Raw genomic sequence first — 22,353 nt, 5'->3', positions numbered from 1 at the left:
GGATGTCGTTGTACAAATACCGAAAAGTGCTGGAACTGCCGCGGGTGCTTCCAGCCATTCTGTTCATGTTCGTTGCAGGCCTTCCCCTGACCATAATGAGCCTTGCGCTAACGCTGCATGTGCTGACGGACCTGGGACGCGGCTATTTTGAGGCCGGTGTGGTGGGTACCACCACCGCGCTCGGTTTCGCACTCGGCTCACCCGTGCTGGGGCGCATGATCGACAAGCATGGCCTGCGCCCTGTCGTAGCGGTTTGCGGCCTCCTCTCCACTGTGGCTTGGGCACTGCTGCCGTTCGTCCCGTTTCTGGTATTCATCGGGCTGTCGTTTCTCGCTTCGTTGTTCACCGTGCCCACCGGCTCACTCGCCAGGCAATTCGTGGCAAGCCTGGTGCCTGAAGATTACCGCCGCCCCGCCTATTCGCTGAACATGATGTTGATGGAGTTTTCGTTCGTCATCGGCCCCACGGTGGGCATTTTGCTTATCACGTTGTATTCGCCTATGGCTACATTGGCAGGCATTGGTATCTGGCGTGCGGTTTCCTATGTTGTGCTGTACCGACTGAATTGGCCGACGCGTACGCCAGAAGAGATCAGGATTGAAGCAAAGCCAGTTCGACCCGCCATGCGGACATGGATGTCAGGTCGTTTGATCTCTGCCCTGTTCGTCAGCGCTGCGGCGTTGTTTGTGCTCTCCGGAACAGAGCTGGCATTGATTGCAGTCCTGCGTGGAAACGGCCAGCTCGCTTTCACCGGCTACGTCATTGCGGCTATGTCTGTAGCTTCGATCGCGGGCGGGTTTGTGCACGGCATTGTTCATCGATCATTGTCGCAGTCGTCCCTGGCTTTGGGGATGAGCTTGCTGCTCCTGCCAGTGGCACTGTTCGATCAGACCTGGTGGATTCTGATGATAGCGCTCCTGCCGACCAATCTGCTGTGTACGCCGACATTGGCGGCAGGCTCTGAAAGCATGGCTAATCTGGCTCCCGCTAACGTCCGGGGCGAAGCAATGGGTCTTCAAGATTCGGCTTACAGGATCGGACAAACAATGGCGATGCCGCTCGTAGGACTGGCGATCGATAGCGTTTCGCCGAGCATGGGATTCGTCGCAGCGGCGATCGGCGGGTTGGTGTTGATAGGGATGGCAGCGCTTTGCAATCTGTGGATAACCAAAGCGAAACTGGAGGGTGTAGATCTTAATTAGCGCTGGTGCAACAAGCGCCCAAGACCGGCAATTTCCGGCGTGCTTAGCGGGCCAAAAACAATGGCATCAAAAAACTTATGCACGTTTTTGGCCCGCTAATCGCGATATGAAATAAGCATGCAAATTAGCTAGTTACAGCGCTTTATCAGAATATTTACAAAAATGGTGCACAGGTTATCCACAAAATTACGCTGATGCTTTCTCAGGCGTGCTTGCGGGTATGCCCGGAGAGCCCAGAGCTTTTTGCGTGGCTTCGTTCCAAGCGAAAACGCGGTCATTCAATGCTGCAACTGCACGGGGCCCTGTGCCTTCGGCATACATGGGTTCACCGATCACCACCCGGATAGTGCCTGGCACTTTGCCCCACCCTTCTTTGGGCCAGAACTTGCCGGCATTGTGTGCCACAGGCAACACGGGCAACTCGGCGTTGACCGCCAGTGCCGAACCACTGCGCGAGAATTTCCCGATCTGCCCGTATGGAACACGAGTGCCTTCCGGGAAGATCAGAACCCACACACCGTCCTTCAACAACTCATCGCCCTTCTTGGCCACTTCTTTGAGCGCCGCTTTGGGGTTGTCGCGGTTGATAGCAATCGGACGAAGCATCGCCATCGCCCACCCGAAGAACGGCACGTATAGCAATTCACGCTTGAGCACTTGGCTCAGCGGTTGGAAGTGCGCCGACAGGAAAAACGTTTCCCATGTGCTTTGGTGGTTGGACACGATCACACACGGGGTTTCCGGTACGTTTTCCTGGCCGGTGACTTCAACTTTAATATTGAGCATCACCCGCGTTAGCCACAGCGCGCACCGGCACCAATAGACATTGATGAACCGATAACGAACGCGAAATGGCATAAAGGGCGCGACGAAGAAACTCAGCGAGCACCACAACAGAGCGGTGCTGCCCAAAAGCAGGTAAAAGAAGAAGATCCTGATTGCCCGCATCATCGACATAGAAGCATTTACCGTACGGGCGTTGCCCGAATCTTGCGCACCGTTGGGCGACCGGCTAGCCGTTCAACGAAGCGTTATTGTGAATAAGCTCTGCAGCAATCGCCGCCAGATCATCAAAAATCAGTGTACCGGCAGGCAAGGAACCGCTGCGGGTCTTGTGACCTTTGCCCGTCATCACCAGAACAGGCTGAGAGTCGACGGCCAGCGCGGCCTCCAGGTCACCCTTGCTGTCCCCCACAAACCAAACGCCAGCAAGATCTACAGCGTAATGGCTGGCTATGGTACGCAGCATGCCGGGCTTGGGCTTGCGACATTCACAGCCTTCGTCGGGGCCGTGTGGGCAGTAAACGATCAAACCGACCTCGCCGCCCTGCTCTGCTACCAAGGCGCGCAATCGCGCATGCATGGCATCCAGAGTGGCGATATCGTAATAACCACGAGCGATGCCGGACTGATTAGTAGCGATTGCCACTGTCCAGCCGGCGTTGCTCAACTGCGCAATCGCCTCGATAGAACCGGGGATCGGAATCCACTCCTCCACCGACTTTATATAGGCGTCGGAGTCCTCGTTGATCACCCCGTCCCGATCGAGAATCAGCAGCTTCACGTGTCGCTCTCCCGCATCAGCTCAACAGGGAAATGTCGGCAACGCCCAGGAACAGTCCTCGCAGACGTGCCAGCAGCGCGTAACGGTTAGCCCTGACACTGGCATCTTCGGCGTTGACCATCACCGCTTCAAAGAACGCATCCACAGGCTCACGCAGTGCAGCCAAGCGCGCCAGTGACTCGCTGTACTGACGTTGCGCAGCCATCGGCTGCACCGCCTGGTCTGCTTGCTGGATAGCGGAGTACAGCGAGAACTCGTTGGCGTTGTCGAAATATTTGGGCTCGACCGTGCTGGCGATGGCGCCTTCGGCCTTGCTCAACAAATTCGAGACGCGCTTGTTCACGGCCGCCAATGCCGCTGCTTCTGGCAGTTTGCGAAAAGCTTGAACTGCCTGGACACGCTGATCGAAATCCAACGCTGAAGCAGGTTGCAGCGCACGCACCGACAGGTAAACCGAAACGTCCACGCCTTCGTCTTCGTAGCGCGCACGCAGGCGATCGAATACGAACTCGAGTACCTGTTCCGGCAAGCCCGCTGGTTTGATCTTGGTACCGAATTGGGCAACTGCAAACTGCACGGTCTTGATCAGATCGAGGTCGAGTTTCTTCTCGATCAGGATGCGCAGAATGCCAAGCGCCGCGCGACGCAGTGCGTACGGGTCTTTGCTGCCGGTGGGCAGCATGCCAATACCGAAGATACCAACCAGCGTGTCGAGCTTGTCTGCGATGGCAACTGCAGCGCCGGTCAGCGTGGTAGGCAGTTCAGCGCCAGCGCCGCGCGGCATGTACTGCTCGTTGAGCGCCAGCGCGACGTCTTCTGGCTCGCCGTCAGCCAAGGCGTAGTAGTAACCGGCAATGCCCTGCATCTCAGGAAACTCGCCGACCATTTCGGTCGCCAGATCGCACTTGGACAGCAGGCCCGCACGTGCAGCGCGCTGAGCGTCGCCGCCAATACGAGCGGCGATAAAAGCAGCCAGCTTGGAAACACGCTCGGCCTTGTCGAACACGGTGCCCAGTTGTGCCTGGAACACCACGTTTTGCAGGCGCTGGTTAAAGGTCTCCAGCTTCTGCTTCTTGTCCTGCTTATAGAAAAACTCGGCATCGGTCAGACGCGGGCGAACGACTTTCTCGTTGCCGAGCACGATCTGCGTCGGGTCTTTGCTTTCGATGTTGGCGACCGTGATGAAGCGCGGCAGCAACTTGCCGTCTGCATCCAGCAGGCAGAAGTACTTCTGGTTGTCCTGCATGGTGGTGATCAACGCTTCCTGAGGCACATCCAGAAAGCGTTCTTCGAACGAGCAGACCAGCGGAACCGGCCACTCGACCAGCGCAGTTACTTCGTCCAACAGGCTCGGCGGTACGATGGCAGTGCCTTCGTATTCGGTGGCGAGTTCTTCGATGCGCTTGCTGATCAACTGACGACGCTCGTTGAAATCGGCCAGTACATACGCCGTACGCAGATCGCTGATGTAGCTGGCAGGCGAGCTGATGCGCACGTTTTCCGGGTGATGGAAACGATGACCGCGCGACTCACGGCCGGCGGTTTGCGCCAGGATCGTGCAGTCGATGACGTGCTCACCGAACAACATCACCAGCCATTGGGTTGGACGCACGAACTCTTCTTTGCGAGCACCCCAGCGCATGCGCTTGGGGATAGGCAGGTCGTTCAATGAGTCTTCAACGATGGTCGGCAGCAGGCTGGCGGTGGTCTTACCGGCGATGCTCTGGCTGTAGCGCAGTTTCGGGCCGCTTTGGTCGATTTCGCTGAGATCCACGCCGCACTTCTTGGCGAAGCCCAAGGCTGCCTGAGTCGGATTGCCTTCGGCGTCGAAGGCTGCCTGACGCGGCGGGCCATCGAGGTTCACGCTGCGATCGGGTTGCTGTGTCGCCAGTTCGGTGATCAGTACGGCCAGACGGCGAGGCGCGGCGAATACTTGCTTGGCGCTGTAGGTGAGGCCTGCGGCCTGCAAACCTTTTTCGATACCCGCCAGAAATGCATCGCCGAGCACGCTCAGTGCTTTGGGTGGCAGTTCTTCGGTGCCCAGTTCAACCAGGAAATCTTGAGCACTCATTGCGCAGCCTCCAGCTTAGCCAACACTTCGTCACGTAGATCAGGGGGTGCCATCGGGAAGCCAAGCTTGGCCCGGGCCATCAGGTATGCCTGGGCCACGGAGCGCGCCAACGTGCGCACACGCAGGATGTATTGCTGACGCGCAGTCACGGAAATCGCGCGACGGGCATCCAGCAAGTTGAAAGTGTGCGAGGCCTTCAGGACCATCTCGTAGCTCGGCAACGGCAGCGGTTGATCAAGTTCGATCAAACGCTTGGCTTCGCTTTCGTAGAAGTCGAACAGCTCGAACAGTTTTTCGACGTTCGCTTGCTCGAAATTGTAGGTCGACTGCTCCACTTCGTTCTGGTGGAACACATCGCCGTAGGTGACGCGACCGAACGGACCGTCGGCCCAGACCAGGTCGTACACCGAATCGACGTTTTGCAGATACATCGCCAGGCGCTCGAGGCCATAGGTGATTTCGCCGGTCACCGGGTAGCACTCGATGCCGCCAGCCTGCTGGAAGTAAGTGAACTGCGAGACTTCCATGCCGTTGAGCCAGATTTCCCAGCCCATGCCCCAGGCGCCAAGCGTCGGCGATTCCCAGTTGTCTTCGACGAAGCGTACGTCATGGACCAACGGATCGAGACCGACATGCTTCAACGAGCCGAGGTACAGCTCTTGGAAGTTGTCCGGATTGGGTTTGAGAACCACCTGAAATTGGTAGTAGTGCTGCAAGCGGTTCGGGTTTTCGCCGTAGCGGCCGTCAGTCGGACGACGACTGGGCTGCACATAAGCGGCGTTCCAGGTTTCCGGGCCGATGGCGCGCAGAAACGTGGCGGTGTGGAAAGTGCCGGCGCCCACTTCCATATCGTAGGGCTGAAGTACCACACAACCTTGCTCAGCCCAGTATTGCTGGAGGGCGAGGATCAAGTCTTGGAAGGTACGCACGGCTGGCGTAGGCTGGCTCACGAAATTCACCTGTACTGGGGGGCTGCGATTTAAAGAGCGGGAGTATACCCGATTCGACCGCGCCTCCACCCTTGGAGCCCTATGCCACGCTGCTTTTGGTGCAACGAAGACCCTCTTTATATGGCCTATCACGATCAAGAGTGGGGCGTGCCGTTGCGCGACGCGCAGATGCTGTTCGAGTTCCTGTTGCTCGAAGGGTTCCAGGCCGGCTTGTCATGGATCACGATTTTAAAGAAACGCGCTCGTTACCGAGAAGTCATGTTCGATTTCGATGTGCAGCGCGTCGCGCAAATGACCGAGGCCGAAATTGAAGCACTCATGCTTGAGCCCGGCATTGTGCGTAATCGCTTGAAGCTCAATGCCGCGCGGCGCAATGCTCAGGCCTGGCTGAAGCTTGAGGATCCGGTGGCGTTCGTCTGGTCCTTTGTCGGTGGAACGCCAAAGGTCAACCACTTCAAGGATCGCAGCGAAGTCCCGGCCATCACCCCGCAGGCTGAGGCCATGAGCAAGGCGCTGAAAAAAGCGGGCTTCACTTTCGTCGGTCCCACCATTTGCTACGCCTACATGCAGGCCACAGGCATGGTCATGGACCACACCGTCGATTGCGATCAGTACGCAGCGCTGGTGAGTAACGATTCACTGTAGGAGCGGTTGTTGCAGCCCGGCTCATGGCTGAATGGTTACAATGCCCGCCTCATCGATTCAGGAGTGATCTGTGGATAAGTTCAAAGGCGCCATGATGGTCGGGGCGTTGCGGTTGTTTGCCCTGCTGCCTTGGCGCGCGGTTCAAGCGGTCGGCACCGCCATCGGCTGGCTGATGTGGAAGTTGCCCAATCGTTCGCGCGAAGTGGCGCGGATCAATCTGTCCAAGTGCTTTCCCGAGTTGAACCCTCAGGAGCTTGAAGCGCTGGTCGGTCGCAGTCTGATGGACATCGGCAAGACGCTGACCGAAAGCGCCTGCGCGTGGATCTGGCCGGCGCAGAAATCGATCAATCTGGTGCGCGAAGTCGAAGGCCTTGAAGTGCTGACCGCCGCGCTGGCGTCGGGTAAAGGCGTGGTCGGTATCACCAGTCACCTGGGCAATTGGGAAGTGCTCAACCACTTCTATTGCAGCCAGTGCAAACCGATCATTTTCTATCGTCCGCCCAAGCTCAAAGCCGTGGATGACCTGCTGCGCAAACAGCGTGTGCAGTTGGGTAATCGCGTGGCCGCCTCGACCAGGGAAGGCATTCTCAGCGTTATCAAGGAAGTGCGCAAAGGCGGTTCCGTGGGGATTCCGGCTGACCCGGAGCCAGCAGAATCAGCAGGTATTTTCGTACCGTTCTGTGGGACGGTCGCGCTGACCAGCAAGTTCGTGCCGAACATGCTGGCGGGCGGCAAGGCGGTGGGTGTTTTCCTGCACGCAATGCGACTGGAGGATGGTTCGGGCTACAAAGTGGTCCTCGAAGCGGCGCCGGAAGACATGTACAGCACAGATACTGAAACATCTGCGGCGGCCATGAGCAAGGTCGTCGAAAAGTACGTGCGCACTTATCCAAGTCAGTACATGTGGACGATGAAGCGGTTCAAGAAACGTCCAGCCGGTGAGGCGCGGTGGTATTAAACCCGAGACCATCGATTCTGTAGGAGTGAGCTTGCTCGCGATTGCTTTATCTCAGACAAAATGGCGTAGGGCGTCTGAAAAAATCGCGAGCAAGCTCACTCCTACCAGTAAGCGGTGGGTTTTAAAAAAAGCTCAACCCCACCTGAAACAACCGCTCCACGTCCCTGATGTACTTCTTATCCACAAGAAACATGACCACGTGATCGCCCGACTCGATCACAGTAGCGTCGTGGGCGATAAGCACATCTTCCCCGCGGGTGATCGCGCCGATAGTGGTGCCTGACGGCAGATCAATATCCCGAATGGCCCGGCCAATGACCTTGCTCGATTTCGAATCGCCGTGCGCCACTACTTCAATCGCTTCCGCCGCGCCTCTGCGCAATGAATGCACGCTGACGATATCGCCGCGCCGCACGTGGGCCAGCAATGTACCGATGGTTGCCAGTTGCGGGCTGACCGCGATATCGATTTCGCCGCCCTGCACCAGGTCCACATACGCCGGGTTGTTGATGATCGTCATCACCTTCTTGGCGCCCAGCCTTTTGGCCAGCAGCGACGACATGATGTTGGCTTCATCGTCGTTGGTGAGGGCCAGGAACAGGTCAGCGTTGTCGATGTTTTCTTCCATCAGCAGATCGCGGTCTGAGGCACTGCCCTGCAGGATGACGGTGTTGTCGAGCGTGTCCGACAAGTAGCGACAGCGCGCCGGGTTCATCTCGATGATTTTGACCTGATAGCGGTTTTCGATGGCCTCGGCCAGCCGCTCCCCGATATGTCCGCCGCCCGCGATGATGATGCGTTTATAGCTCTCGTCGAGCCGGCGCATTTCGCCCATCACCGCTCGAATGTGCGCCTTGGCGGCGATGAAGAAGACCTCATCATCAGCCTCGATCACCGTGTCGCCCTGAGGAATAATCGGACGATCGCGACGGAAAATCGCGGCTACCCGCGTATCCACGTTGGGCATGTGCTCCCGTAGTTGGCGCAATTGCTGACCCACCAACGGCCCGCCGTAGTAGGCCTTGACCGCCACCAGCTGCACTTTGCCCCCCGCAAAGTCGATCACCTGCAATGCGCTCGGGTATTCGATCAGGCGCTTGATGTAGTTGGTCACGACTTGTTCCGGGCTGATCAAAACATCGACCGGAATCGCATCGTTATCGAATAGACCCGCACGCGTCAGATAAGCCGCTTCGCGAATACGCGCGATTTTGGTGGGCGTGTGGAACAGCGTGTACGCGACCTGGCAGGCGATCATGTTGGTTTCGTCGCTGCTGGTGACGGCCACCAGCATGTCGGCATCGTCGGCGCCAGCCTGACGCAATACATGGGGAAATGAACCGCGACCTTGTACGGTACGGATGTCCAGACGGTCGCCCAGATCGCGAAGTCGGTCACCATCGGTGTCGACCACTGTGATGTCGTTGGCCTCACTGGCCAGATGCTCGGCCAGCGTGCCACCGACCTGCCCTGCGCCGAGAATGATGATTTTCAATCAGTCTCTCCTTGAAATGGTTTGTCCTGCCGCCTGCCGCTCTTTGTGTAAGCGCTGCCGAAGGCTGCGATTGCGGTGTGCCATAAGATTCGCATCGCAGTCTTCGGCAGCGCCTACAGGGATCGAGTTTCAGGCAGATGCCGCAGCGATCTTGATCAGCTTGGCGTAATAGAAGCCATCGTGCCCACCTTCCTGGGCCAGCAATTGGCGACCATGGGGTTGTTTTAGCCCCGGCGGTGAATTGCCGTTTTGCCCTGCGATGTCCAGCTCCCGCGCGCCTGACGTCCGCGCGAGAAATGCTTCGATGACCTCAGTGTTCTCCATCGGCAATGTGGAGCAGGTGGCGTACAGCAGAATCCCGCCGACTTGCAGCGTTGGCCACAAGGCGTCCAATAACTCACCTTGCAGCGCGGCGAGGGCCGGAATGTCGTCCGCCTGACGTGTCAGCTTGATGTCGGGATGGCGTCGGATAACGCCCGTTGCCGAGCAAGGCGCATCCAGCAAAATGCGCTGGAACGGCTTGCCGTCCCACCATTGATTGGTGGCGCGTGCATCGGCAGCGATTAGTTCGGCGGTCAGGCCCAAGCGATCCAGGTTTTCCTTCACCCGAACCATACGCTTGGCTTCGAGATCCACGGCCACTACGCCAGCAAGTTGCGACTGCACTTCCAGCAGGTGGCACGTCTTGCCCCCTGGTGCGCAGCAGGCATCGAGCACGCGCTGACCCGGCGCCAATTCGAGCAGGTCAGCGGCCAGTTGCGCGGCCTCGTCCTGAACGCTGATCCAGCCGTCGGCGAAACCCGGTAGCCCGCGCACATCACCCGGCTCGGCCAACACGATGCCGTCTTGACTGAAGGCGGTAGCACTGGCCTGTATGCCCGCGTCCAGCAGCAGTTGCAGGTATTGATCGCGGGTCTTGTGACGACGATTGACCCTCAGGATCATCGGCGGATGCGCGTTGTTGGCCGCGCAGATCGCTTCCCAGTGCTCAGGCCAGGAGGCCTTCAGCGCTTTTTGCAGCCAGCGCGGGTGCGAGGTGCGCACTACCGGGTCGTGTTCGAGCTCGGTCAGCAGCGCTTCGCCTTCGCGTTGGGCGCGGCGCAGCACGGCGTTGAGCAACGCCTTGGCCCAGGGTTTTTTGAGTTTGTCAGCGCAGCCGACCGTTTCGCCGATGGCGGCATGGGCGGGAATACGCGAATAGAACAGTTGATACAAACCGACCAGCAGCAGGGCTTGCACATCGTTGTCGGCGGCCTTGAAAGGCTTTTGCAACAGTTTGGCAGCCAGCGCCGAAAGCCTTGGCTCCCAGCGCGCAGTACCGAATGCCAGATCCTGAGTCAGGCCGCGATCCCGGTCGTCTACGTTGTCCAATTGCTTGGGTAGCGAGCTATTAAGAGAAGCCTTGCCGCTGAGCACGGCGGCAAGGGCCTTGGCGGCGGCGAGACGCGGGTTCATTGGGCATCTACCGATTGGCCGAGCACGATGCCGATGGCGAATTTCTCGCGGCGGCTGTTGTACAAATCGGCGAAATTGAGGGGTTTGCCGCCGGGCAATTGCAGACGCGTCAAGCGTAAAGCACCCTGGCCACAAGCGACGATCAGCCCTTCTTTGCTGGCGCTGAGAATCTCGCCGGCTGCGCCCTCCCCTTGAGCGACTTCAGCGGCCAACACTTTCAGCGCTTCGCCATTTAGCGTGCTGTGACAGATCGGCCAGGGATTGAACGCACGAACCAGACGTTCCAACTCATCGGCTGGGCGTGTCCAGTCAATGCGGGCCTCATCTTTGTTGAGCTTGTGGGCGTAGGTGGCAAGGGCTTCGTCCTGAATCTCGTCGATCAGGGTGCCAACTGCCAGACCGGCAATGGCTTTCACCACAGCGGGCGGGCCGAGTTCAGCCAAGCGGTCGTGCAGTGTGCCACCGGTGTCTTCTGCGTTGATCGGTGTCGTTACTTTCAGCAGCATCGGGCCGGTATCAAGCCCCGCCTCCATGCGCATGACTGTCACGCCGCTTTCGGCATCACCCGCCTCTACTGCACGCTGGATCGGCGCCGCTCCGCGCCAGCGTGGCAACAGCGAGGCGTGGCTGTTGATACAGCCCAGACGCGGAATATCCAGCACCACTTGCGGCAGAATCAGGCCGTACGCGACGACCACTAACACATCAGGTTTGAGGGCTGCGAGTTCGGTCTGAGCCGCTGCATCGCGCAGAGTCGGCGGCTGCAAGACGGGGATATTGTGCTGCAAGGCGAGCTGCTTGACCGGGCTGGGCATGAGCTTTTGCCCGCGGCCGGCCGGTCGATCAGGCTGGGTGTAGACCGCGATCACCTCATAAGGACTGTCGAGCAGGGCTTTCAAGTGTTCGGCGGCAAATTCGGGGGTGCCGGCAAAGACGATGCGCAATGGCTCAGTCATGGGCTTCTCGTAGGGGAGTGCAATTGAACTGTAGGGGCTGCCGCAGGCTGCGATCGACCGGGACCGGTCGCCGGGTTCAGTATCGCCGAAGGTTGTTCCAACCTTATCGCAGCCTTCGGCAGCTCCTACAGGGAAGAGGGGTCAAGCGTTTTGCTTGTGCAGTTTTTCGAGCTTTTTCTTGATCCGGTCACGCTTGAGATTGGACAGGTAATCGACGAACAGCTTGCCGTTCAAGTGATCGCATTCGTGCTGAATGCACACCGCAAGCAGGCCTTCGGCGATGAGCTCATATGGTTGGCCATCGCGATCAAGGGCCTTGATTTTTACCTTCTGCGGCCGATCTACGTTCTCGTAGAAGCCCGGAACGGAAAGGCAGCCTTCCTGATATTGTTCCATCTCGTCGGTCAGGGTTTCGAACTCAGGGTTGATGAAGACCCGTGGATCGCTGCGGTCTTCGCTCAGGTCCATGACCACGATGCGCTGGTGTACGTTAACCTGCGTCGCCGCAAGACCGATGCCAGGGGCTTCGTACATGGTTTCAAACATGTCGTCGACCAGCTGGCGGACACCGTCGTCGACCACGGCCACCGGTTTAGCGATGGTACGCAGGCGCGAGTCGGGAAATTCGAGAATGTTTAAAATGGCCATATACGTGAGCGCTGCACTTGTAGGGTAAAGTCAAAATCGGCTGCTAGGCTTGGGACGTCACAAGCGGGCAACCCTGGTAAGAAGAAGTCTCGCAGGACTCCATGATTCACGCGAAGCCAACATGATAAAGGGATTCACCGCATGAGGAAATCACTACTCGCCCTGCTGCTGTTGGCCGCGACAGGCCTTGTTCAGGCGCAAGTACAGTTAAAGGAAGGTCATCCAGAGCGTTACACCGTTGTCGCCGGCGACACGCTTTGGGGCATTTCCGGAAAATTTCTGAGTCAGCCATGGAAATGGCCCGAGATCTGGCGCGCCAATCCTCAGGTCCACGACCCGGACTTGATCTATCCGGGTGACGTATTAACCCTCACGTACGTGGACGGCCAGCCACGACTGACGCTCAACCGGGGCGAGTCGCGCGGCACGATCAAACTGTCGCCACGCGTTCGCAGCAGCCCGGTGGCAGATGCAATCCCGATTATCCCGTTGGGCGCAATCAATGCGTTCCTGCTGAAAAACCGAATCGTCGATACTCCGAAAGAGTTCGAACAAGCGCCTTACATCGTCGGCGGTAACGGTGAACGCGTGCTCAGCGGCGCGGGAGATCGCATCTACGCCCGCGGCTTTTTCGATCCGGAACACGCCAGCTACGGCATTTATCGTCAGGGTAAAACCTACATCGATCCGGTCAGCAAAGAAGTACTGGGGATCAACGCTGACGACATCGGTGGCGGTGACATCGTGGCCAGCGAAGGTGACATCGGCACCTTGCAACTTCAACGCTCGACCCAGGAAGTGCGCCTCGGCGACCGATTGTTCGTCAGTGAAGAGCACGCCATTAACTCCACGTTTATGCCTAGCGCACCGTCCGCGCCTGTCGATGGACTGATCATCGACGTACCACGTGGTGTCACGCAGATCGGTGAGTTTGACGTGGTGACTCTTGATCGCGGCAGGCGCGACGGCCTGAGCGACGGCAACGTGCTGGCGATCTACAAGACCGGCGAGCATGTGCGTGATCGCGTCAGCGGCGATGACGTGAAGATTCCTGACGAGCGCGCGGGCGAGCTGATGGTTTTCCGTACCTATGAGCGCTTGAGCTACGCCCTCGTGCTGCACGCAACCAGATCTTTGGCGGTGATGGACAAGGTGCGCAATCCGTAACGCTATGTATAAGGTGCGACAGGCTTTTTTCCACCGAAGTGCTTCACTTGGATAATTGTTGTCAACAGAGTTATCCACAGGTTGCTCCTCTTTTTAGGAGGGGCCGCCGATCAAGGAAGATCCTATGCCGTTGTTCCAAAACGCTGCCTCATCGCCTGCCGAACTGGAAGCCCGTCTGCGCCTGCACAGGCTTCCGGAAGTTGGTCCGAAACGCTTTCATAAACTTATCGATGCCTTCGGTGGAGCCTCCGCCGCCCTCAGCGCCCCTGCTTCGGCGTGGCGCGCCTTAGGCGTTCCGATAGCTTCTGCAGAGGCCAGACGCAACCCTGAGGTACGCGATGGCGCCAGTGCCGCAATGGCCTGGTTAGAGCGTCCGGACCAGCATTTACTGATGTGGGACGATCCAGACTATCCCGCCCTGCTTGCCGAAATCCCAGACCCACCACCGCTGCTATTCATCGCTGGCAATCGCACTTTGCTGGATCGTCCGCAGCTTGGAATGGTTGGCAGTCGGCGCGCTTCCAAGCCGGGGATGGACACTGCGGCAGCGTTCGCTCGGAGTCTGGCGGGTGCGGGATTTGTGATTACCAGTGGCTTGGCACTGGGAATTGATGGCGCTGCGCATCAAGGCGCTTTGGATGTTGGAGGGGCCACAATCGGGGTACTGGGAACGGGCATCGAAAAACTTTATCCACAGCGGCACAAACACTTGGCGGGGGCGATGGTTGCCCAAGGTGGCGCTGTAATCTCAGAGTTGCCGTTGGATGCCGGTCCTCATGCCAGCAACTTTCCCCGGCGTAACCGGATCATCAGTGGTCTATCCCTGGGGGTGTTGGTGGTGGAAGCCAGTGTCGCCAGCGGATCGTTGATTACTGCGCGTCTGGCGGCCGAACAGGGGCGTGAGGTGTATGCCATTCCAGGCTCGATTCATCACCCGGGTGCGCGGGGTTGTCACCAGTTGATTCGCGACGGCGCGACGCTGGTGGAGACCATCGATCACATCATGGAAGGCCTGCGAGGCTGGCAAGTATTGCCGCCATCCAATGACCTTCAGGCGCCTGAGCCTGCCCAAGCGTCCAAACCGGTTGCTCACCCGCTACTTGCGTTATTGCATGCGGCACCGCACACCAGCGAAGCGCTTGCAGTGTCCAGCGGCTGGCCATTACCCAAAGTGCTGTCGGCGTTGACTGAACTTGAGTTGGACGGCTGCATTACGTGCGAGGCGGGACGATGGTTTGCCCGGGCGTCGTGAGGTTAAACTGGCCGCCAGCTTTGTATGGAGAGAGTGCGATGGTCAGCAGTTGGCGTGTGCAGCAAGCCGCACGAGAAATTCGGGCCGGGGCGGTGATTGCCTATCCAACCGAGGCCGTGTGGGGATTGGGGTGTGATCCTTGGGATCCTGAGGCGGTGTATCGCCTGCTGGCAATAAAAGCCAGGCCGGTGGAAAAAGGGCTGATCCTGATTGCTGATAACATCAACCAGTTCGATTTTCTGTTCGACGACTTTCCGGAGCTGTGGCTCGACCGGATGGCCAGCACCTGGCCCGGGCCGAACACCTGGCTGGTGCCACATCAGAACCTGTTGCCGGACTGGATCACCGGCGGGCATGAGACAGTCGCACTGCGGGTCAGTGATCACCCGCAAGTGCGCGAGCTGTGCGCGTTGACCGGTCCATTGGTTTCGACCTCGGCCAACCCGACCGGGAGGCCTGCTGCGCGCAGTCGTTTGCGTGTGGAGCAATATTTCCACCAGCAACTGGACATGGTGCTGGGTGGGAGTCTGGGCGGTCGTCGCAACCCAAGTGTGATTCGCGATCTGGTGACAGCGAATGTGGTGCGGCAGGGTTAACGCAACATTGTTTCTGTAGGAGCGAACTTGTTCGCGAGGCGCTCTGGCAGATGCACCGTGCTTACTGCCTCGCCAACAAGTTGGCTCCTACAGACGTTCTGTATTACGGAATTAGAATCATCGACCCCGTCGTTCGCCTCGCCGACAACTCGGTCTGCGCCTTGCCTGCATCCTTGAGTGCGTACTGCTGAATGTCGTCCACTTTCACCTTGCCGCTGGCTACCATACCGAACACTTCATCGGCCATGGCTTGCAACGCCTCCGGGGTATTGGCGTAGGAGCCCAGCGTTGGGCGAGTCACGTACAACGAGCCTTTCTGCGCCAATATCTGCAGGTTCACGCCTGATACCGGTCCGGACGCATTACCGAAGCTGACGAGCAAACCTCTCAGTTCCAGACAATTGAGCGACGTTTCCCACGTGTCTTTGCCGACGCCGTCGTACACCACCGACACCTTCCTGCCGTCAGTCAGTTCCAGCACGCGTTTGGCAACGTCTTCTTTGCTGTAGTCGATGATTTCCCACGCCCCCAAGGCCTTGGCGTGCGCGGCTTTTTCCGCCGAACTGACCGTGCCGATCAGCTTCACGCCTAGCGCATTGGCCCACTGGCAGGCAATCGAGCCGACGCCACCTGCGGCAGCATGGAAAAGAATGGTTTCTTCCGGGCGAATTTCATAGGTCTGGCGAAACAGGTATTGCACGGTCAGGCCTTTGAGCATAACGGCGGCGGCTTGCTCGAAGCTGATCTCGTCCGGCAGCTTCGCCAGATTGGCGGCGGGGATCAGGTGCAGGTCGGCGTAACTTCCCAAGGGGCCGGTGCCATAGGCCACGCGGTCGCCGACTTTTACGTTAGTCACCTCGCTGCCGACAGCCTCGACCACGCCCGCCCCTTCATTTCCCAGGCCGGATGGCATTGATGGCACTGGGTAAAGGCCGGTGCGGAAATAGGTTTCGATGAAGTTGACGCCAATTGCCTTATTGCGCACGAGCACTTCTTTGGGCCCCGGTGCTGCCGGCTCGAAGTCGACATACTCAAGGACTTCAGGGCCGCCGTGAGCACGGAACTGGATACGCTTTGCCATTTGCTTTCTCCGAAAGGGTCGAAACAACACGTGCGAAAGGGTCCTATCGGACTCCTTCACTTGGACTTCGTCAACAGCGACGTCTGGTTGGCCGGTGGTATGCTACGCGCCAATTTTGCCGATGCGCTTGTGTTTACAAGGCCTCGGGCTCGAATGCTGCGACGCTTGTTTGTGCCAATTTCGAGCTCGTTGCCCAAGGGTCAGTTCAAGCGCTTGATACGAAGGTATTGCCATGTCCACACGCACCGAAGCTGTCAAAGCCTACCTGCTCGATCTGCAAGACCGGATCTGCGCAGCCCTTGAGCAGGAAGACGGCAGCGCACGTTTCGTTGAAGATGCCTGGACGCGCCCGGCGGGCGGTGGCGGACGCACCCGGGTACTGGAAAACGGCGAGCTGATCGAAAAGGGAGGGGTTAACTTCTCTCATGTATTCGGCGCCGGGCTCCCACCATCAGCCAGCGCACACCGTCCTGAGCTGGCCGGACGGGGTTTCGAGGCGCTGGGCGTTTCGCTGGTCATGCACCCTCATAACCCTCATGTGCCGACCTCCCACGCCAACGTGCGTTTCTTCATCGCCGAAAAAGAAGGTGAAGAACCGGTCTGGTGGTTTGGCGGCGGTTTTGATTTGACGCCCTATTACGGCGTCGAAGAGGACTGTATCCATTGGCATCGCGTCGCCGAGCAGGCCTGCGCGCCTTTTGGCGCCGACGTTTACCCGCGTTACAAAGCGTGGTGCGACACTTATTTCCACATCAAGCATCGCAACGAGCCTCGCGGCATCGGTGGTTTGTTTTTCGATGATCTGAACGAATGGGATTTCGACACCAGCTTCGCCTTTCAGCGGGCCATTGGTGATGCGTTCATCGACGCCTATCTGCCCATCGTTCAGCGCCGCAAAGCTAAGCCTTACACCCCTCAACAGCGGGAATTCCAGGAGTTCCGGCGCGGGCGCTACGTCGAATTCAATCTGGTTTACGACCGCGGCACGCTGTTCGGCCTGCAATCGGGGGGGCGTACGGAGTCGATTCTGATGTCCCTGCCACCGCAGGTGCGCTGGGGCTATGACTGGAAAGCCGCGCCGGGCAGTGAAGAAGCACGGCTGACTGACTACTTTTTGCAGGATCGGGACTGGTTGGGTGAGGCGCAAACAAATGACTGACCAATACGTCGTCTTCGGTAACCCCATCGGCCACAGCAAATCGCCGCTGATCCATCGCCTGTTCGCCGAGCAAACCGGTCAGGCGCTTGAGTACATGACATCTCTGGCGCCGCTGGATGATTTCACCGCCTTCGCTAAGACGTTCTTTGAGAGCGGTCGTGGCGCTAACGTCACAGTGCCGTTCAAGGAACAAGCCTTTCAATTGGCAGACAGTCTGACCGAACGCGCTCAACGGGCTGGCGCGGTAAACACGCTGATCAAGCAGGCCGATGGCAGTCTTCGAGGCGACAACACGGACGGTGCGGGTCTGGTGCGCGATCTGATGGTCAACCACGGCGTGACGCTGAAGGGTAAACGCATTCTGGTATTGGGCGCCGGTGGCGCAGTGCGTGGGGCTTTGGAGCCGTTGCTTGCAGAGCAACCGGAAGTCATCGTCATCGCGAACCGTACGGTTGAGAAAGCCGAACAGCTGGCGAAGGAATTTTCTGATCTTGGCCCGGTATTCCCGAGCGGCTTCGATTGGCTTGAGGAGCCGGTAGACATCATCGTTAATGCGACCTCCGCCAGCCTGACAGGCGAATTACCGGCGATATCGCCGAGCCTGATCCAACCGGGCGAAACGTTCTGCTACGACATGATGTACAGCAATGAGCCGACCGCGTTTTGCCGATGGGCAACCGAGCACAAGGCCGGTCAATCGGTGGATGGCTTGGGGATGTTGGTGGAGCAGGCGGCAGAGGCATTCTTCCAGTGGCGCGGCATACGGCCTGAGTCGGCGCCGGTATTGGAAGAGTTGCGACGCTTGCTGGCAGGCGCGTAGTGACTCTGTAGGAGCGAACTTGTTCGCGAAGCGGTGTGCATGACACACCGCGTTGTCTGCCTCGCCAACAAGTAGGCTCCTACAGAGGGCGTCGTTCTACAACTTGGCTTTCACTGCCGCCGACGCATCTTTGTCATCCAGCGTCTTCACGCCATTGAGCCAAGTGTCCAGTACCGCCGGGTTGGCTTTGATGTAGGTCTTGACGGCCTCAGTGTTGGTCACTTTGGTATCCACCACGGTCTTCATGATGGTGTTCTCCATGTCCTGAGTGAACGTCAGATTGGACAGCAGTTTGCCCACGTTCGGACAGGCGTCCGCGTAACCTTTGCGGGTCACCGTGTAAACGCTGCCTGTGTCGCCGAAATATTTCTCGCCGCCCTTCAGATAATGCATGCCCTTGATCTGCACGTTCATCGGATGCGGTGTCCAGCCGAGGAAGACCACGAACTCGTTCTTCTTCACGTTACGCTGCACTTCGGCCAACATCGCCTGCTCGCTTGACTCGACCAGCTTCCATTCGCCCAGACTGAACTCGTTCTTCTTGATGATTTCCTGCAGCGACGCGTTGGCAGGCGCCCCGGAGCCAATGCCATAGATCTTCTTGTGAAACTTGTCGGCGAATTTGTTCAGGTCTGCGAAATCATGCACGCCTGCGTCGTACACGTAATCAGGGACGGCCAGTGTGAACTCGGTGCCTTCCAGGTTTTTCTTGTACTGAGTGACGTCCCCGGTGGCGATGAACTTGTCATAGAAGCCTTGCTGCGCCGGCATCCAGTTGCCCAGAAACACGTCCATTTGCCCGTCTTTGAGACCACCATAGGCAATCGGTACCGCCAGCGTGTCAACCTTCGCTTTGTAACCCATGCCATCGAGCAAAAAGCTGGTGATGGCGTTGGTCGCCGCGATATCGCTCCAGCCCGGATCAGCCATTTTCACTGTGCTGCAACTTGCCGAGTCAGCGGCGTACGCAACAACGCTGCTCAAACTCATGACCCCAACCGCCAGCGCCGTGGATAACTTCTTCATGGTGTGCCCCTTTTTTGGTTTTCTAGGTTTTGGCAGGGTTCAAGGTTGTGGATAACGGGCCTTGCGCTCCAGATCGTCTAAATCGATATGGTTGCGCATGTACTGCTGACTGGCGTCTACCAGCGGCTGGTGATCCCAACTCTTCAGCTTGCCGAGTGCCAGCGATTGCGCGACAAAGCGCCTGCGTCGCTGGCTGGCGAGCACCTGATGGTGTATCGCCGGTACATCCCATTTGGCCCGTGCTTCGGCCAGAAATGCGTTGAACAGGTCGTGATGGTCTTCGGACTGACTCAGCTCTTCCTGTTCTTTCGGATCGTTATGCACGTCATACAGGAGGCATGGATCGTCTTCCGAATAGATGAATTTGTAGGCGCCGCGACGAATCATCATCAGCGGTCCAATCGTGCCTTCGGCCATGTATTCGCCGAAGACTTCGTCGTGTCCGGCCTGACCCTGCAAATGCGGCATCAGCGAACGGCCATCCAGTGGTAGCCCGGCTTCCAGCGTGCCTTGCGCCATCTCGACAAAAGTCGGCAGCAGGTCAGCCGTTGAAACCGCTGACTTAACGCGGCCAGCCTTGAATTGCCCCGGAGCGTACACCAGCAAAGGCACCCGCGCTGACATCTCGAACCAGTGCATTTTGTACCAGAGGCCTCGCTCACCGAGCATGTCTCCATGATCACCAGAGAAGACGATGATCGTGTCGTCCGCCAGTCCTGTGTCTTCCAGCGTCTGCAACAGCTTGCCGACGTTGTCATCGATATAGCTGCACGCGCCGAAATACGCCCGACGCGCATCACGAATCTTTTCATCAGGCAGCGGTTTGTCCCACAGGTCGTAAACCTTCATCAAGCGCTGCGAATGCGGGTCCTGATCAGCCTGTGCCGGTCCTTGGGCAGGCATAGGGATGTCGTTGTCGCTGTACAGATTCCAGTAGCTTTTCGGGATGGTGTACGGGTCATGCGGGTGGGTCATCGAAACGGTGAGGCAGAACGGCTGATCGCCATCTTCACGCACATGATCAAACAAATACTGCTGAGCCTTGAACACCACCTCTTCGTCGAAATCCAGCTGATTGGTACGCACCGATGGACCGGCTTGCAGCACCGAGGCCATGTTGTGAAACCACGTCGGTCGCACGTCCGGCTCATCCCAGTTCACCGACCAACCGTAGTCGGCAGGGTAGATATCGCTGGTGAGGCGCTGTTCGTAGCCGTGCAACTGATCCGGGCCGCAGAAATGCATCTTGCCCGACAGCGCCGTGTGATACCCCAGGCGGCGTAGATAGTGGGCGTAAGTCGGGACATCAGCGGGGAAGTCGGCCGCGTTGTCGTAGGCGCCGATTTTGCTCGGCAGCTGACCGCTGACCAGGGTGAAACGCGATGGGGCACACAGCGGGCTGTTGCAATAAGCAGCGTCGAAGACCACACCTTCAGCAGCAAGGCGGCTCAAATTCGGCATTTTGATCGGAGATGAAGCGTAGAACGGCAACATCGGCGCGGCCATCTGATCGGCCATGATAAAAAGAATATTTTTGCGCTTCATGTATTCGCGGCATTCCATAGTGAATATTTATGCGAAATTGCTCCGAGTCAGGATGGGACCCTATAGTGCGTATGTAAAACCCATAGACGGCAATGCCTAGGATAAGCCCAGCTTATGTTTGACTCGCTTGGTGACATGTCGCTGGACCTGCTTCGTGGCTTTGAGGCGGCCGCTCGCCTGCGCAGCTTTACCGCTGCCGCTATCGAGCTTGGCACAACGCAGCCGGCGATCAGCCAGCAAATCAAAAGACTGGAAGAACAATTGGCCACTCGATTGTTTGATCGCATCTACCGAGGCATCGAACTGACGGACGCCGGGGAAATTTTGTTCAGCCATGTGCAAACCGGTTTGCAGTCGATGGATGCCGGTCTGACCGCTATCACCGAGCAGCACCAGCATGAGGTGTTGCAGGTCGCCACAGACTTTGCTTTCGCAGCGTACTGGCTGATGCCGCGCCTGCACCGCTTCCACAAGTTGAACCCGGATGTCGACGTCAGCCTCGTCACCAGTGAGCGCAGCCACACGATGCTGCGCGCCGATATCGACGTAGCGGTGCTGTTTGGCGACGGCCGATTCAAGCAGGGCGAGAGCCACTGGTTGTTCAGCGAAGAAGTCTTTCCGGTGTGTAGCCCACAGCTGATCGCCGGGCGTGCGCTGCCATTGCCGGTAGAGGCACTGAGAGAGTTTCCTTTGCTGCATCTACGCGGCGAAGGCAGCAACAACTGGTTCGACTGGGGCGGCGTGTTCCGCGCACTGAACATCCCCCAAGCCCCTGCGCCCGGGCAGCTTCGCTTCGACAACTACACACTGCTCATCCAGGCTGCAATCGGCGGCCAAGGCGTCGCGATCGGTTGGCGCCATCTGGTCGATGCGCTGCTGGATCAGGGCTTGTTGTGTCGCCCGATTCAAGCCAGCGCGATATCAGCCTACGGTTACTACGTCGTCCTCCCCCAACGCAAAAGGCGAGTTCAGATCGTGCAACAGTTCCTGGACTGGTTGAAAAGTGAACAAGCGCGCAGTGGGGATTCACTGGTGGGCAAGCCGTTGCCGTCGATTGCGGTGTAGGACTTAGTAAGATTATTAAAGAGTCGGCTTACGGAAAGTTGGGAAGTTTCTGACGCTTAAACAGACTCTAGTTTGTTAGTGTCTCCTTTTTTGTAATCAGGTTAAGTTCTTTATGTACCGGTATTTGTTAATTTTGCACCTTGTGATCATGGTTGAGGGGTGTACCTATTTCTCTTTGCCTATCCACCTTCAACACTGGGATGCAGCCGATATCCCACCTGAGTCTATTAATATCTTTAGTGAGACCATTATTCGAATGCGCAGTGATCTCGACGATACGATGCTTGATTTGAAGGAAGGACAACGTCTTGGAGAGCGATCATTTAACTCCTTCAGAGCATCATGGTTAATCGCATACTTCGATTCGTTGCGGGGAAGTTGTCAACAGTCAGGTAGAAGCCAAAGGAAGCTGACTTGTGTCGTCAAAAAACGCTTGGCTTATAACGGCTTAGGGCTTAGCGGAAACGGTAAATTTCGCTGTGCCAATCTGGTGATGCTGATCTACGAGTTTGAATATCCTTCGTTTATCAACCGTGATTCGGTTTGGTCATCCATGACGTTCGATGCGCGGCAGGAAGAGTGTAAGCCGATTGAGAGTCTCTGACTTTTTCTAAACTCCACCAAGCACTAGAGTAAATAAAATATTTATATATGTCATGCAAGGCTAAGACTTGAGTAACTTGTCGGTTGTCGAAATT

General features: G+C 57.9%; 21 protein-coding genes. 10 read left to right on the top strand and 11 right to left on the bottom strand.

What is annotated here, in order from left to right; all coding sequences use genetic code 11:
- Window positions 1–2: 2 nt before the first annotated feature.
- Window positions 3–1,202 (top strand): MFS transporter, encoded by a 1,200-nt coding sequence (locus ACWKWM_RS19990; protein WP_483847799.1) that lies wholly within the window; start codon window positions 3–5, stop codon window positions 1,200–1,202.
- Between the two features lie 186 nt (window positions 1,203–1,388).
- On the opposite strand, the gene ACWKWM_RS19985 is transcribed toward ACWKWM_RS19990, so the two are convergent.
- The 4 genes from ACWKWM_RS19985 to glyQ are packed head-to-tail and all read right to left on the bottom strand — an operon-like array spanning window position 1,389 to window position 5,787.
- On the bottom strand, window positions 1,389–2,159 hold the full coding sequence (locus ACWKWM_RS19985) for a lysophospholipid acyltransferase family protein (protein WP_483847798.1): 771 nt from the start codon (window positions 2,157–2,159) through the stop codon (window positions 1,389–1,391).
- A 55-nt stretch (window positions 2,160–2,214) separates the two neighbouring features.
- The gene (gene gmhB, locus ACWKWM_RS19980) at window positions 2,215–2,766 is read right to left on the bottom strand and encodes a D-glycero-beta-D-manno-heptose 1,7-bisphosphate 7-phosphatase (RefSeq protein ID WP_483847797.1); all 552 of its coding nucleotides are present in this window, start codon (window positions 2,764–2,766) and stop codon (window positions 2,215–2,217) included.
- Window positions 2,767–2,782: 16 nt separating this feature from the next.
- The gene (gene glyS, locus ACWKWM_RS19975; protein WP_483847796.1) at window positions 2,783–4,837 is read right to left on the bottom strand and encodes a glycine--tRNA ligase subunit beta; all 2,055 of its coding nucleotides are present in this window, start codon (window positions 4,835–4,837) and stop codon (window positions 2,783–2,785) included.
- On the bottom strand, window positions 4,834–5,787 hold the full coding sequence (gene glyQ, locus ACWKWM_RS19970) for a glycine--tRNA ligase subunit alpha (protein WP_331188299.1): 954 nt from the start codon (window positions 5,785–5,787) through the stop codon (window positions 4,834–4,836). Before glyQ ends, glyS begins: the two co-directional genes overlap by 4 nt.
- Before the next feature lie 81 nt (window positions 5,788–5,868).
- Here glyQ and ACWKWM_RS19965 point away from each other — a divergent pair, with 81 nt between their 5' ends.
- On the top strand, window positions 5,869–6,432 hold the full coding sequence (locus ACWKWM_RS19965; RefSeq protein WP_483847795.1) for a DNA-3-methyladenine glycosylase I: 564 nt from the start codon (window positions 5,869–5,871) through the stop codon (window positions 6,430–6,432).
- 70 nt (window positions 6,433–6,502) lie between these two features.
- Window positions 6,503–7,390, top strand: a complete 888-nt coding sequence (locus ACWKWM_RS19960; RefSeq protein WP_483847794.1) for a lysophospholipid acyltransferase — start codon at window positions 6,503–6,505, stop codon at window positions 7,388–7,390.
- A 121-nt stretch (window positions 7,391–7,511) separates the two neighbouring features.
- Here the strand turns inward: ACWKWM_RS19960 and trkA are convergent, their stop codons facing one another.
- From trkA to def, 4 genes are all read right to left on the bottom strand, one after another.
- Complete coding sequence (trkA, locus tag ACWKWM_RS19955; RefSeq protein WP_483847793.1) at window positions 7,512–8,885, bottom strand: Trk system potassium transporter TrkA; 1,374 nt, start codon at window positions 8,883–8,885, stop codon at window positions 7,512–7,514.
- 129 nt (window positions 8,886–9,014) lie between these two features.
- Window positions 9,015–10,340: a 16S rRNA (cytosine(967)-C(5))-methyltransferase RsmB gene (gene rsmB / locus ACWKWM_RS19950; protein WP_483847792.1), complete on the bottom strand. Its 1,326-nt coding sequence runs from the start codon at window positions 10,338–10,340 to the stop codon at window positions 9,015–9,017.
- Window positions 10,337–11,296, bottom strand: a complete 960-nt coding sequence (fmt, locus tag ACWKWM_RS19945) for a methionyl-tRNA formyltransferase (protein WP_483847791.1) — start codon at window positions 11,294–11,296, stop codon at window positions 10,337–10,339. The genes rsmB and fmt overlap by 4 nt, the downstream gene beginning before the upstream one ends.
- A gap of 141 nt (window positions 11,297–11,437) precedes the next feature.
- Complete coding sequence (gene def, locus ACWKWM_RS19940; protein WP_483847790.1) at window positions 11,438–11,944, bottom strand: peptide deformylase; 507 nt, start codon at window positions 11,942–11,944, stop codon at window positions 11,438–11,440.
- 141 nt (window positions 11,945–12,085) lie between these two features.
- Between def and ACWKWM_RS19935 the strand changes: the two genes are divergently transcribed.
- The 3 genes from ACWKWM_RS19935 to tsaC all read left to right on the top strand — a co-directional run bounded on the left by ACWKWM_RS19935 (window position 12,086) and on the right by tsaC (window position 14,959).
- Complete coding sequence (locus ACWKWM_RS19935) at window positions 12,086–13,111, top strand: LysM peptidoglycan-binding domain-containing protein (RefSeq protein WP_483847789.1); 1,026 nt, start codon at window positions 12,086–12,088, stop codon at window positions 13,109–13,111.
- A gap of 124 nt (window positions 13,112–13,235) precedes the next feature.
- Window positions 13,236–14,363: a DNA-processing protein DprA gene (gene dprA / locus ACWKWM_RS19930; protein WP_483847788.1), complete on the top strand. Its 1,128-nt coding sequence runs from the start codon at window positions 13,236–13,238 to the stop codon at window positions 14,361–14,363.
- 38 nt (window positions 14,364–14,401) lie between these two features.
- A complete protein-coding gene (gene tsaC, locus ACWKWM_RS19925) occupies window positions 14,402–14,959 on the top strand; it encodes an L-threonylcarbamoyladenylate synthase type 1 TsaC (RefSeq protein ID WP_483847787.1) in 558 nt (185 codons plus the stop codon).
- Window positions 14,960–15,062: 103 nt separating this feature from the next.
- Here tsaC and ACWKWM_RS19920 read toward each other — a convergent pair whose 3' ends face one another.
- Window positions 15,063–16,040, bottom strand: coding sequence for an NADPH:quinone reductase (locus tag ACWKWM_RS19920; RefSeq protein ID WP_483847786.1), 978 nt, complete (start codon window positions 16,038–16,040; stop codon window positions 15,063–15,065).
- A gap of 232 nt (window positions 16,041–16,272) precedes the next feature.
- Between ACWKWM_RS19920 and hemF the strand changes: the two genes are divergently transcribed.
- Together hemF and aroE are read left to right on the top strand one after the other, a co-directional pair.
- Window positions 16,273–17,199 (top strand): oxygen-dependent coproporphyrinogen oxidase, encoded by a 927-nt coding sequence (gene hemF / locus ACWKWM_RS19915; RefSeq protein ID WP_483847785.1) that lies wholly within the window; start codon window positions 16,273–16,275, stop codon window positions 17,197–17,199.
- On the top strand, window positions 17,192–18,019 hold the full coding sequence (gene aroE / locus ACWKWM_RS19910; RefSeq protein ID WP_483847784.1) for a shikimate dehydrogenase: 828 nt from the start codon (window positions 17,192–17,194) through the stop codon (window positions 18,017–18,019). The genes hemF and aroE overlap by 8 nt, the downstream gene beginning before the upstream one ends.
- A 96-nt stretch (window positions 18,020–18,115) precedes the next feature.
- On the opposite strand, the gene choX is transcribed toward aroE, so the two are convergent.
- Together choX and betC are read right to left on the bottom strand one after the other, a co-directional pair.
- The gene (gene choX, locus ACWKWM_RS19905; protein ID WP_483847783.1) at window positions 18,116–19,045 is read right to left on the bottom strand and encodes a choline ABC transporter substrate-binding protein; all 930 of its coding nucleotides are present in this window, start codon (window positions 19,043–19,045) and stop codon (window positions 18,116–18,118) included.
- A 39-nt stretch (window positions 19,046–19,084) separates the two neighbouring features.
- Entirely contained in the window at window positions 19,085–20,590 is a 1,506-nt protein-coding gene (betC, locus tag ACWKWM_RS19900) for a choline-sulfatase (RefSeq protein WP_483847782.1), read from the bottom strand.
- A gap of 114 nt (window positions 20,591–20,704) precedes the next feature.
- On the opposite strand from betC, the gene ACWKWM_RS19895 reads away from it, so the two are divergent.
- Both ACWKWM_RS19895 and ACWKWM_RS19890 read left to right on the top strand, forming a co-directional pair.
- On the top strand, window positions 20,705–21,655 hold the full coding sequence (locus ACWKWM_RS19895) for a choline sulfate utilization transcriptional regulator (RefSeq protein WP_483847781.1): 951 nt from the start codon (window positions 20,705–20,707) through the stop codon (window positions 21,653–21,655).
- Between the two features lie 112 nt (window positions 21,656–21,767).
- Window positions 21,768–22,259 (top strand): hypothetical protein, encoded by a 492-nt coding sequence (locus ACWKWM_RS19890; protein WP_483847780.1) that lies wholly within the window; start codon window positions 21,768–21,770, stop codon window positions 22,257–22,259.
- The last annotated feature ends 94 nt before the right edge of the window (window positions 22,260–22,353 follow it).

The sequence above is a fragment of the Pseudomonas rosaeacicularis genome (genome assembly GCF_057128745.1).
This window is presented reverse-complemented; position numbering and strand designations above follow the sequence as displayed.